Below are 16296 nucleotides of genomic sequence, written 5' to 3'. Positions count from 1 at the left end.
TTTGAAAGGAGTCACACATGGCCAAGCGTTCCCGCCCTGCTGCCTTCATCGACGACCCACTGTGGTACAAGGACGCAGTGATCTACCAGTTGCACGTCAAGTCGTTCTTCGACGCCAACAACGATGGCATCGGCGATTTTCCCGGCCTGATCAACAAGCTCGACTACATTGCCGAGCTGGGCGTCAACACCCTCTGGCTGCTGCCATTCTACCCGTCCCCCCGGCGCGACGACGGTTACGACATCGCCGAGTACAAGGCCGTGCATCCCGATTACGGCAGCATGGCCGATGCCAAACGCTTCATTGCCGAGGCGCACAAGCGTGGGTTGCGGGTGATTACCGAGTTGGTCATCAACCACACCTCCGACCAGCACCCCTGGTTCCAGCGAGCCCGCCATGCCAAGCGCGGCAGCAAGGCGCGGGACTTCTACGTGTGGTCCGATGACGACCAGAAGTACGACGGCACGCGGATCATCTTCCTTGACACCGAAAAGTCCAACTGGACCTGGGATCCGGTGGCCGGCCAGTATTTCTGGCACCGCTTCTACTCCCATCAGCCCGACCTCAACTTCGATAACCCGCAGGTGCTCAAGGCGGTGATCGGCGTCATGCGTTTCTGGTTGGACATGGGCGTCGATGGCCTACGTCTGGATGCCATTCCGTACCTGATCGAGCGCGATGGCACCAACAACGAGAACCTCCCCGAAACCCACCAGGTACTCAAGGCGATCCGCGCCGAGATCGACGCCAACTACCCTGATCGCATGCTGCTGGCCGAGGCCAACCAATGGCCGGAGGACACCCACCCGTACTTCGGCGAAGGCGATGGTGACGAATGCCACATGGCATTCCACTTCCCGTTGATGCCACGCATGTACATGGCCCTGGCGATGGAGGACCGTTTTCCGATCACCGATATCCTGCGTCAGACACCGGAGATTCCGGCCAACTGCCAATGGGCGATTTTCCTGCGCAACCACGATGAACTGACCCTGGAGATGGTCACCGACCGCGAGCGCGACTACCTGTGGAACTACTATGCCGAGGACCGCCGCGCACGCATCAACCTCGGCATCCGTCGGCGCCTGGCGCCGCTGTTGCAGCGCGACCGTCGGCGTATCGAACTGCTCACCAGCCTGCTGCTGTCGATGCCCGGCACACCCACCTTGTATTACGGCGACGAGCTAGGCATGGGCGATAACATCTACCTGGGCGATCGCGACGGCGTGCGCACCCCCATGCAATGGTCACCGGACCGCAATGGCGGTTTCTCCAAGGCCGACCCGCAACGCCTGGTGCTACCGCCGATCATGGACCCGCTGTACGGCTACCAGACCGTCAACGCCGAGGCCCAGTCCCACGACCCGCACTCGCTGCTCAATTGGAATCGCCGCCTGCTGGCCGTCCGCAAACAACAGAAGGCCTTTGGTCGTGGCACCTTCAAGATGCTCACGCCGAGTAACCGGCGGATCCTGGCCTACCTTCGCGAATACACCGACGCGAACGGCAACACTGAAGTGATCCTGTGCGTGGCCAACGTGTCGCGGGCTGCGCAGGCGGCCGAACTGGAGTTGTCGCCGTACGCCGACATGGTGCCGGTGGAGATGCTCGGCGGCAGCGCATTCCCGCCGATCGGCCAGTTGCCGTTCTTGCTCACCTTGCCCCCCTATGCGTTCTACTGGTTCTTGCTGACCTCCCACGACCGCATGCCCAGCTGGCACATCCAGCCCTCCGAAGGCCTGCCGGAGCTCACTACGCTGGTGTTGCGCAAGCGCATGGAGGAGTTGCTCGACGCGCCCTGCCGCGACACCCTGGAAACCGCGATTCTGCCGCAGTACCTGCCCAAACGCCGCTGGTACGCCGGCAAGGAAGGGCCACTGGACCAAGTGCAACTGAGCTATGGCGTGCGCTTGGCCACGGCCACCACGCCGGTGCTGCTGAGCGAGATCGAAGTTCGCAGCGAAGATACTGTCACGCGTTACCAACTGCCGTTCGGCCTGTTGCCTGAAGAACAGATCACCACCGCGTTGCCCCAGCAACTGGCGCTGTCCCGCGTACGCCGGGGCCGTCAGGTGGGACTGATCACCGATGCCTTCGTGCTCGAACCCTTCATCCGCGCCGTGCTGCGCAACTGTGAGGCAGGCACGAGGCTGCCCTGCACGGCGGGCGAGCTACGTTTCGAACGTACCGACTTGCTTGCGGCAGCCGGGCTGTCTGAGGAAAGCCAGGTACGCTACCTGGGCGCCGAGCAATCCAACAGCTCGGTGGTGGTCGCTGACCGCGTGGTGCTCAAACTGATTCGTCGGGTCAATGCAGGCGTGCACCCGGAACTGGAAATGAGCGCCTACCTCACGGCTGCCGGGTTCACCAACATCTCCCCGTTGCTGGCCTGGGTCAGCCGGGTGGACGAGCAGGGCACACCGCACCTGTTGATGATCGCCCAGGGCTACCTGAGCAACCAGGGCGATGCCTGGGCCTGGACCCAGAACACCCTCGAACGGGCCATCCGCGACCAGATGGAGCCTTCGAGCAACACCCCCGATGCCCACGCCGACGCTCTGGCCGAACTAAACGGTTTCGCGGCCTTGCTCGGCCAGCGGCTGGGCGAGATGCACCTGCTGCTGGCCAGGCCCAGCGACGATTCTGCCTTCACGCCACGGCCCAGCGATGCCCGTGACAGCAAGCGTTGGAGCGAGCAGATCACAGCCGAACTTGCCCGTGCCCTCGACCTGCTGGCGCAACACCGCGACAGCCTCGATGCCGACAGCCAGGCGCTGGTCGATGACCTGCAGCAGCAACGCGACGGTCTCGCCCAGCACATCGACAACCTCGCGCGCCAGGCCCAGGGCGGCTTGCTGATGCGCGTACACGGCGACCTGCACCTGGGTCAGGTGCTGGTGGTACAGGGCGATGCCTACTTGATTGATTTCGAAGGAGAACCCGCCCGTCCTTTGGACGAGCGGCGCGCCAAGCACAGTCCCTACAAGGATGTAACCGGCGTGTTGCGATCCTTCGACTATGCTGCTGCCATGATCCTGCGCAGCGCCTCGGCGGTAGACCTCTCCGACGCGGCGCGCCAGGCTCGTCAGCGGGTTGCACGGCAGTACCTGCACCAGTCGCGCCACGCCTTCGTCGAAGCCTATGGCCTGGCCACCGCCGCAATGCCCCACGCCTGGCAACAGGCTGAGGGCGAGCGCGCCGCCTTGGAGCTCTTCTGCCTGGAAAAAGCCGCCTACGAGATCACATACGAAGCCGAAAACCGTCCAAGCTGGCTGGCCGTGCCTTTGCATGGCTTGCATGGACTGATCAGTACCTGGGGAGAGTCATAGATGAATGCAACCACGCGTGAAAACGGCGGACTTCGGCAACGGGACCTGGATGCCCTGGCCCGCGCCGAGCACGCCGATCCCTTTGCAGTGCTCGGCCCCCATGGCGATGGAACGGGGGGCTCGTTCGTCCGCGCCTTCCTGCCCAATGCGTTGAATGCACGCGTGCTGGCCCGCCATGATGGGCAAGTGCTCGCCGATATGGTGCAGGGTAGCTTGCCTGGGTTGTTCACCGCGCACTTGGATGAGGCACAACCCTATTTGCTGCAAATTGGTTGGGCAGGCGGCGAGCAGGTGACCGAGGATCCCTACAGTTTCGGTCCGCAACTGGGCGACATGGACTTGTACCTGTTTGCCGAGGGCAACCACCGGGATCTGTCCGGCCGCTTCGGTGCCCAGCCGACGCAGGTCGATGGTGTCGCTGGCGTCTGCTTCTCGGTGTGGGCGCCGAACGCCCGTCGTGTGTCGGTCGTGGGCGACTTCAACAACTGGGACGGTCGCCGCCATCCCATGCGCCTGCGCCACAGTACGGGTGTCTGGGAATTGTTCGTGCCCCGCATCGGTGTTGGCGAGACATACAAGTTCGAGGTATTGGGCAAGGAAGGGGTGCTGCCACTGAAGGCCGACCCACTGGCCCGCGCCACCGAACTGCCGCCCAGTACCGCCTCCAAGGTCGCTGATGCGCTCAGTCACCCATGGCAGGATCACGACTGGATGGCACACCGTGCCCAGCGTCACGCCTACAGTGCGCCGCTGTCGATCTACGAGCTGCACGCAGGCTCCTGGCGCTGCGAGTTGGACGATGCCGGTGAAATCGCGCGCTATTACAACTGGCGCGAACTGGCCGAGCGGCTGGTGCCCTATGTACAGGAACTTGGCTTCACCCATATCGAGCTGATGCCGATCATGGAGCACCCGTTCGGTGGCTCATGGGGCTACCAGCCGCTTTCGCTGTTCGCGCCCACCTCGCGTTACGGCAGCGCCGAAGATTTCGCGGCATTCGTCGATGCCTGCCACCAGGGTGGCATTGGCGTGATACTCGACTGGGTGCCTGCGCATTTCCCCACCGATGAACACGGCCTGGCCCGCTTCGACGGCACGGCACTTTACGAGTACGACAATCCCCTGGAAGGCTTCCACCAGGACTGGAACACCCTTATCTATAACCTTGGTCGCAACGAAGTACGCGGCTTCATGATGGCCTCGGCGCTGCACTGGCTCAAACACTTCCACATCGACGGCCTGCGGGTCGATGCGGTGGCTTCGATGCTGTACCGCGACTACTCGCGCAAGTCGGGTGAGTGGGTGCCCAACCGCCATGGTGGGCGCGAGAACCTCGAAGCCATCGACTTCATCCGCCACCTCAACGGCGTTGCCGCCCATGAAGCGCCCGGTGCGCTGATCATCGCCGAGGAATCCACTGCCTGGCCCGGCGTCAGCCAGCCGATCCAGCAAGGCGGCCTGGGCTTTGCTTACAAGTGGAACATGGGCTGGATGCACGACACGCTGCATTACATCCAGAACGACCCGATCCACCGCACGTACCACCACAACGAGATGAGTTTCGGGCTGATCTATGCCTATTCCGAGCATTTCATCCTGCCGATTTCCCACGATGAAGTGGTGCATGGCAAGCATTCGCTGATCGACAAGATGCCCGGCGATCGCTGGCAGAAATTCGCCAACCTGCGCGCCTACCTCACCTTCATGTGGACCCACCCCGGCAAGAAGTTGCTGTTCATGGGCTGCGAGTTCGGCCAATGGCGCGAATGGAATCACGACGACGAGTTGGACTGGTACCTGCTGCAGTACCCCGAGCACCAGGGTGTGCAGCGCCTGGTGAGTGACCTTAACCGGCTGTACCGCAACCTGCCGCAATTGCATGAGCAGGACTGCCAGCCGCAGGGCTTCCAGTGGTTGATCGGCGATGATGCGCACAACAGCGTGTATGCCTGGCTGCGCTGGAGCAGCCAAGGTGATCCGCTGCTGGTAGTGGCTAACTTCACCCCGGTGCCGCGTGAGGGCTACAGGATTGGTGTGCCGTTCGGTGAACGCTGGCAAGAGCTGCTCAACAGCGATGCCGAGCTGTATGCCGGGTCGAATGTGGGTAACCTGGGCGCAGTGGACTGTGAGGCGGTGGCCAGTCATGGGCAACCGGTGTCGCTGTCGCTGAATTTGCCGCCGTTGGGGGTGTTGGTGATGAGGCCCGCGTAAGGGGAGCGCTGGGGCGTTGGCCGCTCATCGGCTGGTATGCCTACTGCGGTGACCGGACGTAGGCTCCGTTTCGCTGTGGTAGGCTTCAGCTGTTGGCATCGATGCCCCCCCTTATGACAGGAGTTCGTACCATGAAAGACATCATCCGCCTCGGCGATTCCACTACCCACGGCGGCAAAGTGCTTGGCTCGTTCGGCAACACCAACGTCAACGGCAAACCCATCGCCGGCGTCGGGCACATGGTCAGTTGCCCGCTGTGCAAGGGGGTGTTCCCCATCGTCGAAGGCAGTGCTACCTACAGCGTCGATGGCATCCCTGTCGCGCTCGACGGACACAAGACCGCCTGCGGCGCGGCGCTCATTGCCAGCGGGCCGAAGAGCGTAGTCGCAAGCTGATCTTTCGGTGTGACTTTACGGTCCGCTCCTGACCTCTAACCTCAGCCCAGTTCGCAAGGCCCCTCGGCTACTCGCTTGGGGGCCGGCTGGCGCTGTGCGTCAAATGTTCGAACGCCCCCTGTCCGATGGTGGCTAATTGACGCCAAAAAAAGTTGGCTTTAGCCGGAAGAGCTGGTAGCTTGCGCGCCACGGTGCACTGGGATGTGCGAAAGTGACTTCAAGGAGCGATACATGACACCGGATCATTCCGTCGTTGGCAGTACTGAGTTGGAGCGGCCACTGGGTCGCCTGGATGGCCGTCTTCCGGGCCATGGCGCGGCGGTGTCGTCGCCTGTGCTTAAGGCCGCGCCACTGCAAGCCAACGCCATCGATGTTCTCGCTGTTGCTACCTCTGCGCACTACCTTCCCGAGCACTCCATCCAGCCCCCCTTGGCGAGCATTCTTGTCTTGCGCTCAAACGTTTGCGTCTTTCCCACGCCATTGCCCGGTCGTAGTCATTAAATTTAATAATTTAATGGATGGATCAACGGGGGTTGTTACGAGTTAATTCAGTATCGGATATTTCCGTAAGACGAATCTGAATTTCCCATGCGGCTATTTTAGGAAGTGGTTAGGGTTTGTATAGTCTTTCGAGTTGATCTGCTGAACTGGAGTAGGGTGGTGAAGTTTCCAAGGCTTTTCGCGGCTTTCGAGACCGTTTGAGTCCTTGGCTTTGGTGCCCGTTTTCCTGGCTGCTCACTAGGGTGTGAGCTTCGATAGTTTGAACTTCGTGTCCACTGAACAAGTGGTTTCGCCAAGTATTGTGCGCGCGAAAGTTCACAATGTGAGATATGGATGTCCTACTCCTCGAAACTGACTGCGCGTTTTGCAGCGCTCGCCAGTAATGCCATCGCGCCGGGATCTTTCGTCGGCGAAGATGTGCGTTTTTCTTCCGAGTTCGAAGCCTTGGAAGCTGAACTTGGCAAGGCTCAGTCAATACATGCCAGCGGCCAGGTCGACTGGCTGAAGATTCTCGAAGGCGGTGAAACGCTGCTGCGAGAGCAGTCCAAGGATCTGCGCGTCGGTGCCTGGTTGACCTGGGCGCTGTACCAGCGCGAGTCCTACGCGGGGCTGCTGGCAGGGCTGGGCATGCTGCGCCAGTTGTGCGAGCAGCACTGGGAGACAGTTCATCCGCAAAAGGCCCGTACGCGCTCGGCGGCGATCGGCTGGCTGGTTCCGCGCCTGGAGCAGGCGTTGGACAGCGATATCGCGATCAAGGAGCAACTGCCACTGTTCCAGCAGATGGTCGAGCACCTCGCTGGGTTCGAGGCGTTTCTCTCGCAGCAACTGGGCACCGATGCACCGATGCTGCTGCCGCTTTGCCGTTCGCTCAAGAACCAGGTGCAACGTTCGGCCAGCAACGAGCCGCCAGCGGGGAGTGTCGGGGCGATCGTCAACCAGGTCAAGCAGGCGGCCACGCAGCTGTTCACTCCTGGCGAACCGGTGGAGAGTGAAAAGGATGCCGGCAAGGCCCTGCGTGCCCAGCAGGAGCAGGGGCGCCAGCTGTGCGTGTGGTGGCAGCGACAGAAAGCCACCGACCTGCGCGCGCTGCGCCTTAACCGCACACTGCTGTGGTTGCCCATCGAAGCCGTTCCCGAACGCAACGCCGAGAATGTCACCGCGCTACGGGGGGTGCCGGCCGACAAGCTCAAGAGCTACCGCGACCGCTTCGAGCAAGGCGCCTATGCCGACCTGCTGGTCGAACTGGAGAACAGCGTGGCCAAGGCGCCGTTCTGGTTCGACGGACAGCGCATGGTCTGGGAGTGCTGCCAGGCCCTGAACGTCGAGGCCGGCATGCGTGAAGTGGAAATGAACTTCGCCTCGCTGCTGCAGCGCCTGCCCATGCTGATCGAGCTCAAGTTTCACGATGGCACACCGTTCGCCGACCCCGAGACCCGCGCCTGGATTGCCTCCCAGGTCTCGCCCCACCTGCAGGCAGTCGTCGCTCAGCCAGTGGTCGAATCCAGCGAGCGCCAGGCGCCCTGGGAAGAGGCCCTGGAAGCGGCGATCCCGGTACTGCGCAAGGATGGCCTGAAGAAGGCGGTGCAGCAGCTCAAGCAGCAGATGCAAGGGTGCCACGGCGGGCGAGAGCGTTTCTTCTGGCAACTCAGCCAAGCCCGGCTGTGCTTCACGGCAAAAAAGTACGAGCTGGCCAAGACCCAACTGGAAGCCCTCGATCTGCAGCTGTGCCAATCCGGCCTGGATGCCTGGGAGCCAGACCTGTCGCTGCAGGTGCTGCATCTGTTGCACACCTGCTGTGAATTGTTGCCGCAGAACCATGTGGTTCGCGAGCGCAAGGACGAGATCTATCGCCGTCTGTGCCACCTCGATCTCGAAGTCGTACTCGAATAGGCCCAAGGGCCATAACCCTCAAGGAGAAAACCAATGGCCAAAGAAGGCTCGGTAGCCCCCAAGGAACGTATCAACGTCACCTTCAAACCCGCCACTGGCGGCGCTCAGGAAGAGATCGAACTGCCGCTGAAACTGCTGGCGATCGGTGACTACACGCTGCGTGCCGATGATCGCAAGATCGAAGACCGCAAACCGATCAGCATCGACAAGATGAACTTCGACGAAGTGCTGGCCAAGCAGGAACTGAGCATGACCCTGGCCGTGCCCAATCGCCTGCAGGAAGGCGCCGAAAGCGACGAGCTTGCCGTCAGCCTGCGCATCAATTCGATGAAGGACTTCAACCCGGCCAGCCTGGTCGAGCAGGTGCCTGAGTTGAAGAAGCTGATGGAGCTGCGTGAGGCCCTGGTCGCGCTGAAAGGCCCGCTGGGTAACGCTCCAGCGTTCCGCAAGGCTATCGAAGGCGTGCTGGCCGATGATGCCTCGCGTGAGCGCGTGCTCGGTGAGCTGGGCATCAATGCAACGCCGGACGCCTGAACCCACTAGTCAAGGAAGCTATTTGTCATGAGCACCGCCGCACAACAACAGAGCGCCGAGAACAGCGAATTCAGCATTCTCGACAGCATCATCGCCGAAACCCGTCTGACCCCCGACGACGAAGCCTACGACATCGCCAAGCGCGGTGTGTCGGCCTTCATCGAAGAGTTGCTCAAGCCGCAGAACGACGGCGAGCCGGTCAAGAAGGCGCTGGTCGACCGCATGATCGCCGAGATCGATGCCAAGCTCAGCCGTCAGATGGACGAGATCCTCCACCATGCCGATTTCCAGGCCATGGAGTCGGCGTGGCGTGGCCTGCAGTTGCTGGTCGACCGCACCAACTTCCGCGAAAACATCAAGATCGAAATCCTCAACGTTTCCAAGCAAGACCTGCTGGACGACTTCGAGGACTCGCCCGAAGTGATGCAGGCCGGCCTGTACAAGCACATCTACACCGCTGAGTACGGCCAGTTCGGTGGCCAGCCGGTTGGCGCGGTCATCGCCAACTACTTCCTGTCGCCGAGCTCGCCGGACGTCAAGCTGATGCAGTACGTGTCCAGCGTAGCGTGCATGTCCCACGCGCCGTTCATCGCCGCGGCCGGCCCGAAGTTCTTCGGCCTGGAAAGCTTCACCGGCCTGCCGGACCTCAAAGACCTGAAAGACCACTTCGAAGGCCCGCAATTCGCCAAGTGGCAGAGCTTCCGCCAGTCGGAGGACTCGCGCTACATCGGCCTGACCGTGCCGCGCTTCCTGCTGCGCAACCCGTACGACCCGGAGGAGAACCCGGTCAAGTCGTTCGTCTACCGCGAAACCGTCGCCAACAGCCACGAACACTACCTGTGGGGCAACACTGCCTTCGCCTTCGGCACCAAGCTGACCGACAGCTTTGCCAAGTTCCGCTGGTGCCCGAACATCATCGGTCCGCAGAGCGGAGGCGCGGTGGAAGATCTGCCGTTGCACCACTTCGAAAGCATGGGCGAGATCGAAACCAAGATCCCGACCGAAGTGCTGGTTTCCGACCGCCGCGAGTACGAACTGGCCGAAGAGGGCTTCATCGCCCTGACCATGCGCAAAGGTAGCGACAACGCAGCGTTCTTCTCGGCCAACTCGGTACAGAAACCGAAGTTCTTCGGCATCAGCGCCGAAGGCAAGACGGCCGAACTGAACTACAAGCTCGGCACCCAGCTGCCGTACATGATGATCGTCAACCGACTGGCCCACTACATCAAGGTCCTGCAGCGCGAGCAACTGGGCTCCTGGAAGGAGCGCACCGACCTGGAGCTGGAGCTGAACAAGTGGATCCGCCAGTACGTGGCCGACCAGGAGAACCCCAGCGCCGAAGTCCGTGGCCGCCGTCCGCTGCGTGCGGCACAGGTCATCGTCAGCGACGTGGAAGGTGAGCCGGGCTGGTACCGCGTGAGCCTGAACGTGCGTCCGCACTTCAAGTACATGGGGGCCGATTTCACCCTGTCGCTGGTCGGCAAGCTGGACAAGGAGTAACACGCCGATGACGAGCGGATACGGAAGCCTGTTCGAACGTTTGAGCGGCGAAGCCGGCAAGCGTGCCAACTGGCGGCGTGAAGATGCTGCCATGGCGTCCGTCGCCGCTCATCTGGCGAAGATGCTCAGCACCCGGGCCGGCAGCGTGCAGACGCTTGCCGACTACGGGTTGCCCGATCTCAACGACATGCGCCTGAGCCTGCACGACGCGCTCAGTCAGGCCCGCCAGGCCATCGAGCATTTCATCGAGGCCTACGAGCCGCGCTTGTCGGATGTCAGGGTGATTTCAAGACCGCGTGATCACGATCAGCTCAAGCTCGCTTTCAGTATCGAAGGCCAGCTTGAGGTGAACGGTATCAAGCGCCAGGTCAGTTTTGCCGCGCGCCTGGATGGCAGCGGGCAAGTCAGCGTAGGTCAGGGAGACTGGTGATGTTGCCTTGCACATGACTGGGCTCTCCCTGTGACTTTTTGACCACCACCGGCTAGCCGCACGCCGTCTGCCAGGGACTGCTCAGGCAGCCACGGTGGTACCCAGACCGAATTCAGGCGAAACGACAGATGTCCTTCAATCATTACTACCAAAGCGAGCTGACGGCCCTGCGCCAGCTAGGTCGCCGTTTCGCCGAGCGCAGCCCGGCGTTGGCGCCGTACCTGGGCCAGGCCGGACGCGACCCCGATGTCGAGCGGCTGCTCGAAGGCTTTGCCTTTCTCACGGGTCGTTTACGCCAGAAGCTCGACGACGAGCTGCCTGAGCTCACTCACTCACTGATGTTGCTGCTGTGGCCCAACTACATGCGTCCGTTGCCAGCCTTCAGCATCCTGCAGTTCGACCCGCTGCGCCAGGCCGGTCCGGCACTGCTGGTCGAGCGCGACACGCCAGTGGAAGGTCGGCCTATCGATGGGGTCAGCTGCCGCTTTCGCACCTGTTACCCCACCGAGGTCCTGCCGCTGAAACTGAGCGCGCTCAATTACTCGCTCAATGGTCAGGGCGCGCTGCTCAGCCTGCGCCTGGACATGAACTGCGATGGCCATGTCGGCGACGTCAAGCTCAGCCGCCTGCGCCTGCACCTGGCCGGAGAGCGCTACATCAGCCAGATGCTCTACTTGAGCCTGTTGCGCGGACTGGCTGGCATCGAGCTCATAGCGCTATGCAGCAATGGCAAACCGTTGCTCAACGATGCTGGCGATCCGCTGGTCCTCAAGGCGCGGGATGCCAAGGTTCATCCGGTAGGGTTCGCCGAGGAAGAGGCGCTGATTCCTTACCCGTTGAACACGTTTCGTGGCTATCGCTTCTTGCAGGAGTACTTCGCCTTCCAGGACAAGTTCCTGTTCGTCGATGTCACTGGCCTGGACGTTCTGCAGCGGCTGCCCGAGGAAACCCTCAAGCAGGTGCACGGCGTGGAGGTGCGTTTCGATATCCGCAAAGCCGAAGCCCAGCGCCTGCGCCCGACCCTGGACAATGTGAAACTGTACTGCACGCCAATCGTCAACCTGTTCAAGCACGACGCCTTGCCGATCCGCCTGGACGGCAAGCAGGACGAATACCTGCTGTTGCCTGCCGAGCTCGACCCCGAGCACTGCGGGGTATTCTCGGTCGATGGTGTCACCGGCTGGAGCCCCGGAGGGCTGGGCTACCAGGAATACGTGCCCTTCGAGTCCTTCGAGCACGACCCCAGCTTCGATGTGCCGCACAGCCGATCGCACTACAGCCTGCGCCAACGCTCTTCGCTGCTGCACGATGGCCTCGATACCTACCTGAGCTTCGGTGTGCATGGCGGCGAGTTCCACGAGACCTTGTCGATCGAGCTGACGTGCACCAATCAGAACCTGCCGCGGCGGCTCAAACTCGGTGACATCTGCATGCTGAGCGAGCAGACCCCCGAGTTCCTGACCTTCCGCAACATCACTGCGGTCACCTCCAGTTATGCACCGCCGCTCAATCGCGATTTTCTTTGGAAGCTGATCAGCAACATGTCGCTGAACTACCTGTCGCTGGCCGATGTGGACGCGCTGAAGGTCATTCTCGAAACCTATGACCTGCCGCGCTACTACGACCAGCACGCGGAGAAGGTCAGCCGACGCCTGCTCGGTGGGCTCAAGTCGATCCGCCACCAGCATGTCGACCGCTTGCACCGTGGCCTGCCGCTACGCGGCCTGCGCACCGAACTGACGATCGATCCCGAGGGTTACATCGGTGAAGGCGACCTGTTCGTCTTCGCCTCGGTGCTCAACGAGTTCTTCGCACTCTACGCCAGCCTCAACTCGTACCACGAGCTGCGGGTGAAAAGCACACAAGGGGAGGTGTACCAATGGACACCACGTATGGGCCTGCAGCCCCTGCTTTGAGCCGGCTGAGCCGGAGCATCCGTGAATACTCGCTGTTCCAGGCGGTTCTGCTGGTCACCGAGCAGTTGCACGAGCATTACCCGTACCTGGAGGACGACGAGCTGTATGACCTGCTCGAGTTCGAGGCCAACCCGAGCCTGGGCTTTCCGCGCAGCGATGTCGACCGCGTCGAGTTCTTCCGCGAGCACGGCCAGTTGCGTGCGCGTCTTCGATTCAACCTGGTGAGCCTGATCGGTTCCAGCTCGCCGCTGCCCGCGTTCTATGGCGAACAGGCGTTGGGTGACAGTGAAGATGGCAACCCCACGCGCCAGTTTCTCGACCTGTTCCACCACCGGCTGCAACGCTTGCTCCTGCCGATCTGGCAAAAGTACCGCTACCGCGCCAGCTTCAAGAGCGGGGCGCTGGATGGCTTCTCATCGCACCTGTTCGCCTTGATCGGCCTGGGCGGTGAGGAGATCCGCAGGGCCAAGGAACTGAACTGGAAGCGCCTACTGCCGTACCTGGGCGTGCTGAGCCTGCGTGCGCATTCGGCCGCCCTGATCGAGGCGGTGCTGCGCTATTACTTCAAGCACGCCGACCTGGTCATCGAGCAATGCCTGGAACGACGCGTGGAGATTCTCGAGGAACAGTGCAACCGCCTTGGCCTGGCGAACAGCCTGCTCGGTGAAGACGCGGTACTGGGCGAGCGGGTGCGCGATCGCAGTGGCAAGTTCCGTATTCACATCACCCAGTTGGACTGGCAGCGCTTTCACGAATTCCTGCCCATCGGCCTCGGCTATCAGCCGCTGTGTGCGTTGGTGCGTTTCACGCTGCGCGACCCCCTTGATTACGACATCCGCCTGGAGCTGCGCCGCGAGGAAATTCGCGAGCTACGCATTGGCGAGCAGAACGTCTGCCACTTGGGCTGGACCAGCTGGTTGGGGCGCGAGCGCGCCGATGGCGTGGTGACTTTGGGAAGCAAAATTCATTAAGGACCAATGACCATGATCAACGTAGACCTGCAACAACTCGTACAAGCCCTGGATGCCGACAGCCGCCGTGACCTGGAGCGCTGCGCCGAGCGCTGCGTCGCTCGCAGCGGCAGCAAGATCCTCGTCGAAGACCTGCTGCTCGGCTTGTTCGAACGTGAAGGCAGTCTGTTGCAGCGAGCGCTGCAAGACGCCGAGGTCGATTTCGGCGAATTCCGCGCCGCGCTGCATACGGCGGTCGAGCACAGTGCCACCCGCAACCCCGTGTTCTCCCCGGAACTGGTGCAGTGGTTGCAGGATGCGCTGCTGGTGTCCAACCTTGAACTGAGCCAGGCCCAGGTCGACCAGGCTGCCTTGATCCTGGCACTGTTGCGCAACCCGCTGCGCTATGCCGGCAGCCGTTACCAGAAGCTCCTAGGCCGCCTGGATATCGAACGCCTAAAGGGCTATGCGCTGGCCCAGCAGCCCGCTGCGCCCAAGGCCGCTGGCCAGCCTCAGGGCGAGTCGATGCTGCAGCGTTTCACCCACAACCTTACCGAGCAGGCCCGTGCCGGCAAGCTCGACCCGGTGCTGTGCCGCGACGGTTCGATCCGCCAGATGATCGATATCCTCGCTCGTCGACGCAAGAACAACCCCATCGTGGTGGGCGAGGCCGGTGTCGGCAAGACCGCCGTGGTCGAAGGGCTGGCGGCGCGTATCGTCGCAGGCCAGGTGCCGCCTGCCTTGCAGGGCGTCGACCTACTGGCGCTGGACATGGGCCTGTTGCAGGCTGGCGCCAGCGTCAAAGGCGAGTTCGAGCGGCGCCTCAAGGGCGTGATCGACGAGGTCAAGGCCTCGCCCCGGCCAATCATCCTGTTCATCGACGAAGCACACACCCTGATCGGTGCCGGTGGCAACGCGGGTGGCTCCGATGCCGCCAACCTGCTCAAGCCCGCGTTGGCACGCGGCGAACTGCGCACCATCGCCGCCACCACCTGGGCCGAATACAAGAAATACTTCGAGAAGGACCCGGCACTGGCCCGTCGCTTCCAGCCGGTGCAACTGCATGAGCCGACCGTGGTTGAAGCGGTGACCATCCTGCGTGGCCTGGCGCAGTTGTACGAAAAAAGCCACGGCATCTACCTGCGCGACGACGCCGTGGTGACCGCTGCCGAGTTGTCGGCGCGCTACCTTACCGGTCGACAACTGCCGGACAAGGCGGTCGATGTGCTCGACACCGCTTGTGCCCGCGTGCGCATCAGCCTGGCGGCGCCGCCCGACAGCCTGGAGCGCTTGCGCGCCGAGCTGGCCGAAGGCGAGCGCCAACGCAATGCCATCAGCCGTGATGCTGAGGCAGGGCTGCAGATCGACCAGGAAGCGTTCGAAGGCTTGCAGCAGCGCCTGGCCGAGGCGACCGAGCAAGAGCGACACCTGAGCGTGCGCTGGGCGCGCCAGCGTGAGCTGGCCGAGCAAGTGCTGGCATTGCGTCAGCAAGTTGCCAGCGCTGCCGTGGCGCCGGTGGCCGAGGCGGACGAGGAGGGCACCCTGGTCGAGACCCGCGAGCAGCTGCAGCAGCGCCTTGCCGAGACGCACCAGGCCTTGCTCGATGCCCAGGCGCAAGAGCGCCTGGTCAGTGCCGAGGTCTGTCCACGGCTGGTGGCCGAAGTGATTAGCGCCTGGACGGGCGTGCCGTTGACCCAGCTGGCACGCGAGCATAACGCCAAAGTGGTCAGCTTCGCCGACGACCTGCGTGCGCGCATCCGTGGCCAGGAGCAGGCCGTGCATGCCCTTGACCGTGCCATGCGGGCCACCGCCGCAGGTCTGAACAAGCCCGATGCACCGGTGGGGGTGTTCCTGCTGGTTGGCCCAAGTGGCGTGGGCAAGACAGAAACGGCGCTGGCCCTGGCCGACCTGCTGTACGGTGGTGATCGCTTCATCACTACCATCAACATGTCCGAGTTCCAGGAAAAACACACTGTTTCGCGCCTGATCGGTGCGCCACCTGGATATGTGGGTTATGGCGAAGGCGGCATGTTGACCGAAGCCGTGCGCCAGAAACCATACTCGGTGGTGTTGCTCGATGAGGTGGAAAAAGCCGACCCCGACGTGCTCAACCTGTTCTATCAGATCTTCGACAAAGGCGTGGCCAACGATGGCGAAGGGCGACAGATCGATTTTCGCAACACCCTGATCCTGATGACCTCGAATCTGGCCAGCGATCAGATCAGCGCCCTCTGCGAGAACGGCAAGCGCCCGGACGCCGAGCAGCTTGAAAGCCATATCCGCCCTGTGCTCAGCCGCCACTTCAAGCCGGCCCTGCTGGCGCGCATGCGCGTGGTGCCGTACTACCCGGTCGGTGGCCCGGTGCTGCGCGAACTCATCGAGATCAAGCTTGCCCGCCTGGGCGAGCGACTGCAGCGTCGGCAACTGGCGTTCAGCTATTGCCAGCCGCTGGTCGACCACCTGGCCGAGCGCTGCAGCCAGAGCGAGAGTGGCGCCCGCCTGATCGACCACCTGCTCGATTCGCACGTGCTGCCAAAAGTGGCTGATCGCCTGCTCGATGCCATGGCCAGCGGCGAGGACATCAGCCGTGTGCATGCGACCTTGGACCCGGCTGCGGGCGTGATCTGCGAGTTCGCCTGA

The 16296-nt window shown here is 62.5% G+C and carries 10 protein-coding genes; all 10 read left to right on the top strand.

Going from position 1 to position 16296, the window contains the following annotated elements:
- Positions 1 to 17 precede the first annotated feature (17 nt).
- Positions 18 to 3329, top strand: coding sequence for a maltose alpha-D-glucosyltransferase (gene treS, locus H620_RS0107120; protein WP_027907038.1), 3312 nt, complete (start codon positions 18 to 20; stop codon positions 3327 to 3329).
- The gene (gene glgB / locus H620_RS0107115; RefSeq protein WP_023379991.1) at positions 3330 to 5540 is read left to right on the top strand and encodes a 1,4-alpha-glucan branching protein GlgB; all 2211 of its coding nucleotides are present in this window, start codon (positions 3330 to 3332) and stop codon (positions 5538 to 5540) included.
- Positions 5541 to 5671: 131 nt separating this feature from the next.
- Complete coding sequence (locus tag H620_RS0107110) at positions 5672 to 5935, top strand: PAAR domain-containing protein (RefSeq protein ID WP_023379992.1); 264 nt, start codon at positions 5672 to 5674, stop codon at positions 5933 to 5935.
- 834 nt (positions 5936 to 6769) lie between these two features.
- Positions 6770 to 8326 (top strand): type VI secretion system protein TssA, encoded by a 1557-nt coding sequence (gene tssA, locus H620_RS0107105; protein WP_027907037.1) that lies wholly within the window; start codon positions 6770 to 6772, stop codon positions 8324 to 8326.
- A 33-nt stretch (positions 8327 to 8359) separates the two neighbouring features.
- Positions 8360 to 8860 carry a type VI secretion system contractile sheath small subunit gene (gene tssB, locus H620_RS0107100; RefSeq protein WP_023379994.1) on the top strand — a complete coding sequence of 167 codons (501 nt, stop codon included), beginning with the start codon at positions 8360 to 8362 and terminating at the stop codon, positions 8858 to 8860.
- 27 nt (positions 8861 to 8887) lie between these two features.
- Positions 8888 to 10360 (top strand): type VI secretion system contractile sheath large subunit, encoded by a 1473-nt coding sequence (gene tssC, locus H620_RS0107095; protein ID WP_023379995.1) that lies wholly within the window; start codon positions 8888 to 8890, stop codon positions 10358 to 10360.
- 7 nt (positions 10361 to 10367) lie between these two features.
- On the top strand, positions 10368 to 10790 hold the full coding sequence (gene tssE, locus H620_RS0107090; RefSeq protein WP_023379996.1) for a type VI secretion system baseplate subunit TssE: 423 nt from the start codon (positions 10368 to 10370) through the stop codon (positions 10788 to 10790).
- Positions 10791 to 10918: 128 nt separating this feature from the next.
- Entirely contained in the window at positions 10919 to 12706 is a 1788-nt protein-coding gene (tssF, locus tag H620_RS0107085) for a type VI secretion system baseplate subunit TssF (protein WP_023379997.1), read from the top strand.
- The gene (gene tssG / locus H620_RS0107080) at positions 12670 to 13677 is read left to right on the top strand and encodes a type VI secretion system baseplate subunit TssG (RefSeq protein WP_027907036.1); all 1008 of its coding nucleotides are present in this window, start codon (positions 12670 to 12672) and stop codon (positions 13675 to 13677) included. Before tssF ends, tssG begins: the two co-directional genes overlap by 37 nt.
- A 6-nt stretch (positions 13678 to 13683) precedes the next feature.
- Positions 13684 to 16296 (top strand): type VI secretion system ATPase TssH, encoded by a 2613-nt coding sequence (gene tssH / locus H620_RS0107075; protein ID WP_162144442.1) that lies wholly within the window; start codon positions 13684 to 13686, stop codon positions 16294 to 16296.

Source organism: Pseudomonas taiwanensis DSM 21245, assembly GCF_000425785.1.
Lineage (GTDB): Bacteria > Pseudomonadota > Gammaproteobacteria > Pseudomonadales > Pseudomonadaceae > Aquipseudomonas > Aquipseudomonas taiwanensis.
Note: the sequence above shows the minus strand (reverse complement) of the source record. Positions and strands in the feature narration are given on the sequence as shown.

Bases quoted from the DNA above. Each gene is read 5' to 3' on its own strand.
- tssB (WP_023379994.1), top strand. From the start codon at position 8,360: ATGGCCAAAGAAGGCTCGGTAGCCCCCAAGGAACGTATCAACGTCACC.
- tssE (WP_023379996.1), top strand. From the start codon at position 10,368: ATGACGAGCGGATACGGAAGCCTGTTCGAACGTTTGAGCGGCGAAGCC.
- tssC (WP_023379995.1), top strand. From the start codon at position 8,888: ATGAGCACCGCCGCACAACAACAGAGCGCCGAGAACAGCGAATTCAGC.
- glgB (WP_023379991.1), top strand. From the start codon at position 3,330: ATGAATGCAACCACGCGTGAAAACGGCGGACTTCGGCAACGGGACCTG.
- tssA (WP_027907037.1), top strand. From the start codon at position 6,770: ATGTCCTACTCCTCGAAACTGACTGCGCGTTTTGCAGCGCTCGCCAGT.
- treS (WP_027907038.1), top strand. From the start codon at position 18: ATGGCCAAGCGTTCCCGCCCTGCTGCCTTCATCGACGACCCACTGTGG.
- tssF (WP_023379997.1), top strand. From the start codon at position 10,919: ATGTCCTTCAATCATTACTACCAAAGCGAGCTGACGGCCCTGCGCCAG.
- H620_RS0107110 (WP_023379992.1), top strand. From the start codon at position 5,672: ATGAAAGACATCATCCGCCTCGGCGATTCCACTACCCACGGCGGCAAA.
- tssH (WP_162144442.1), top strand. From the start codon at position 13,684: ATGACCATGATCAACGTAGACCTGCAACAACTCGTACAAGCCCTGGAT.
- tssG (WP_027907036.1), top strand. From the start codon at position 12,670: ATGGACACCACGTATGGGCCTGCAGCCCCTGCTTTGAGCCGGCTGAGC.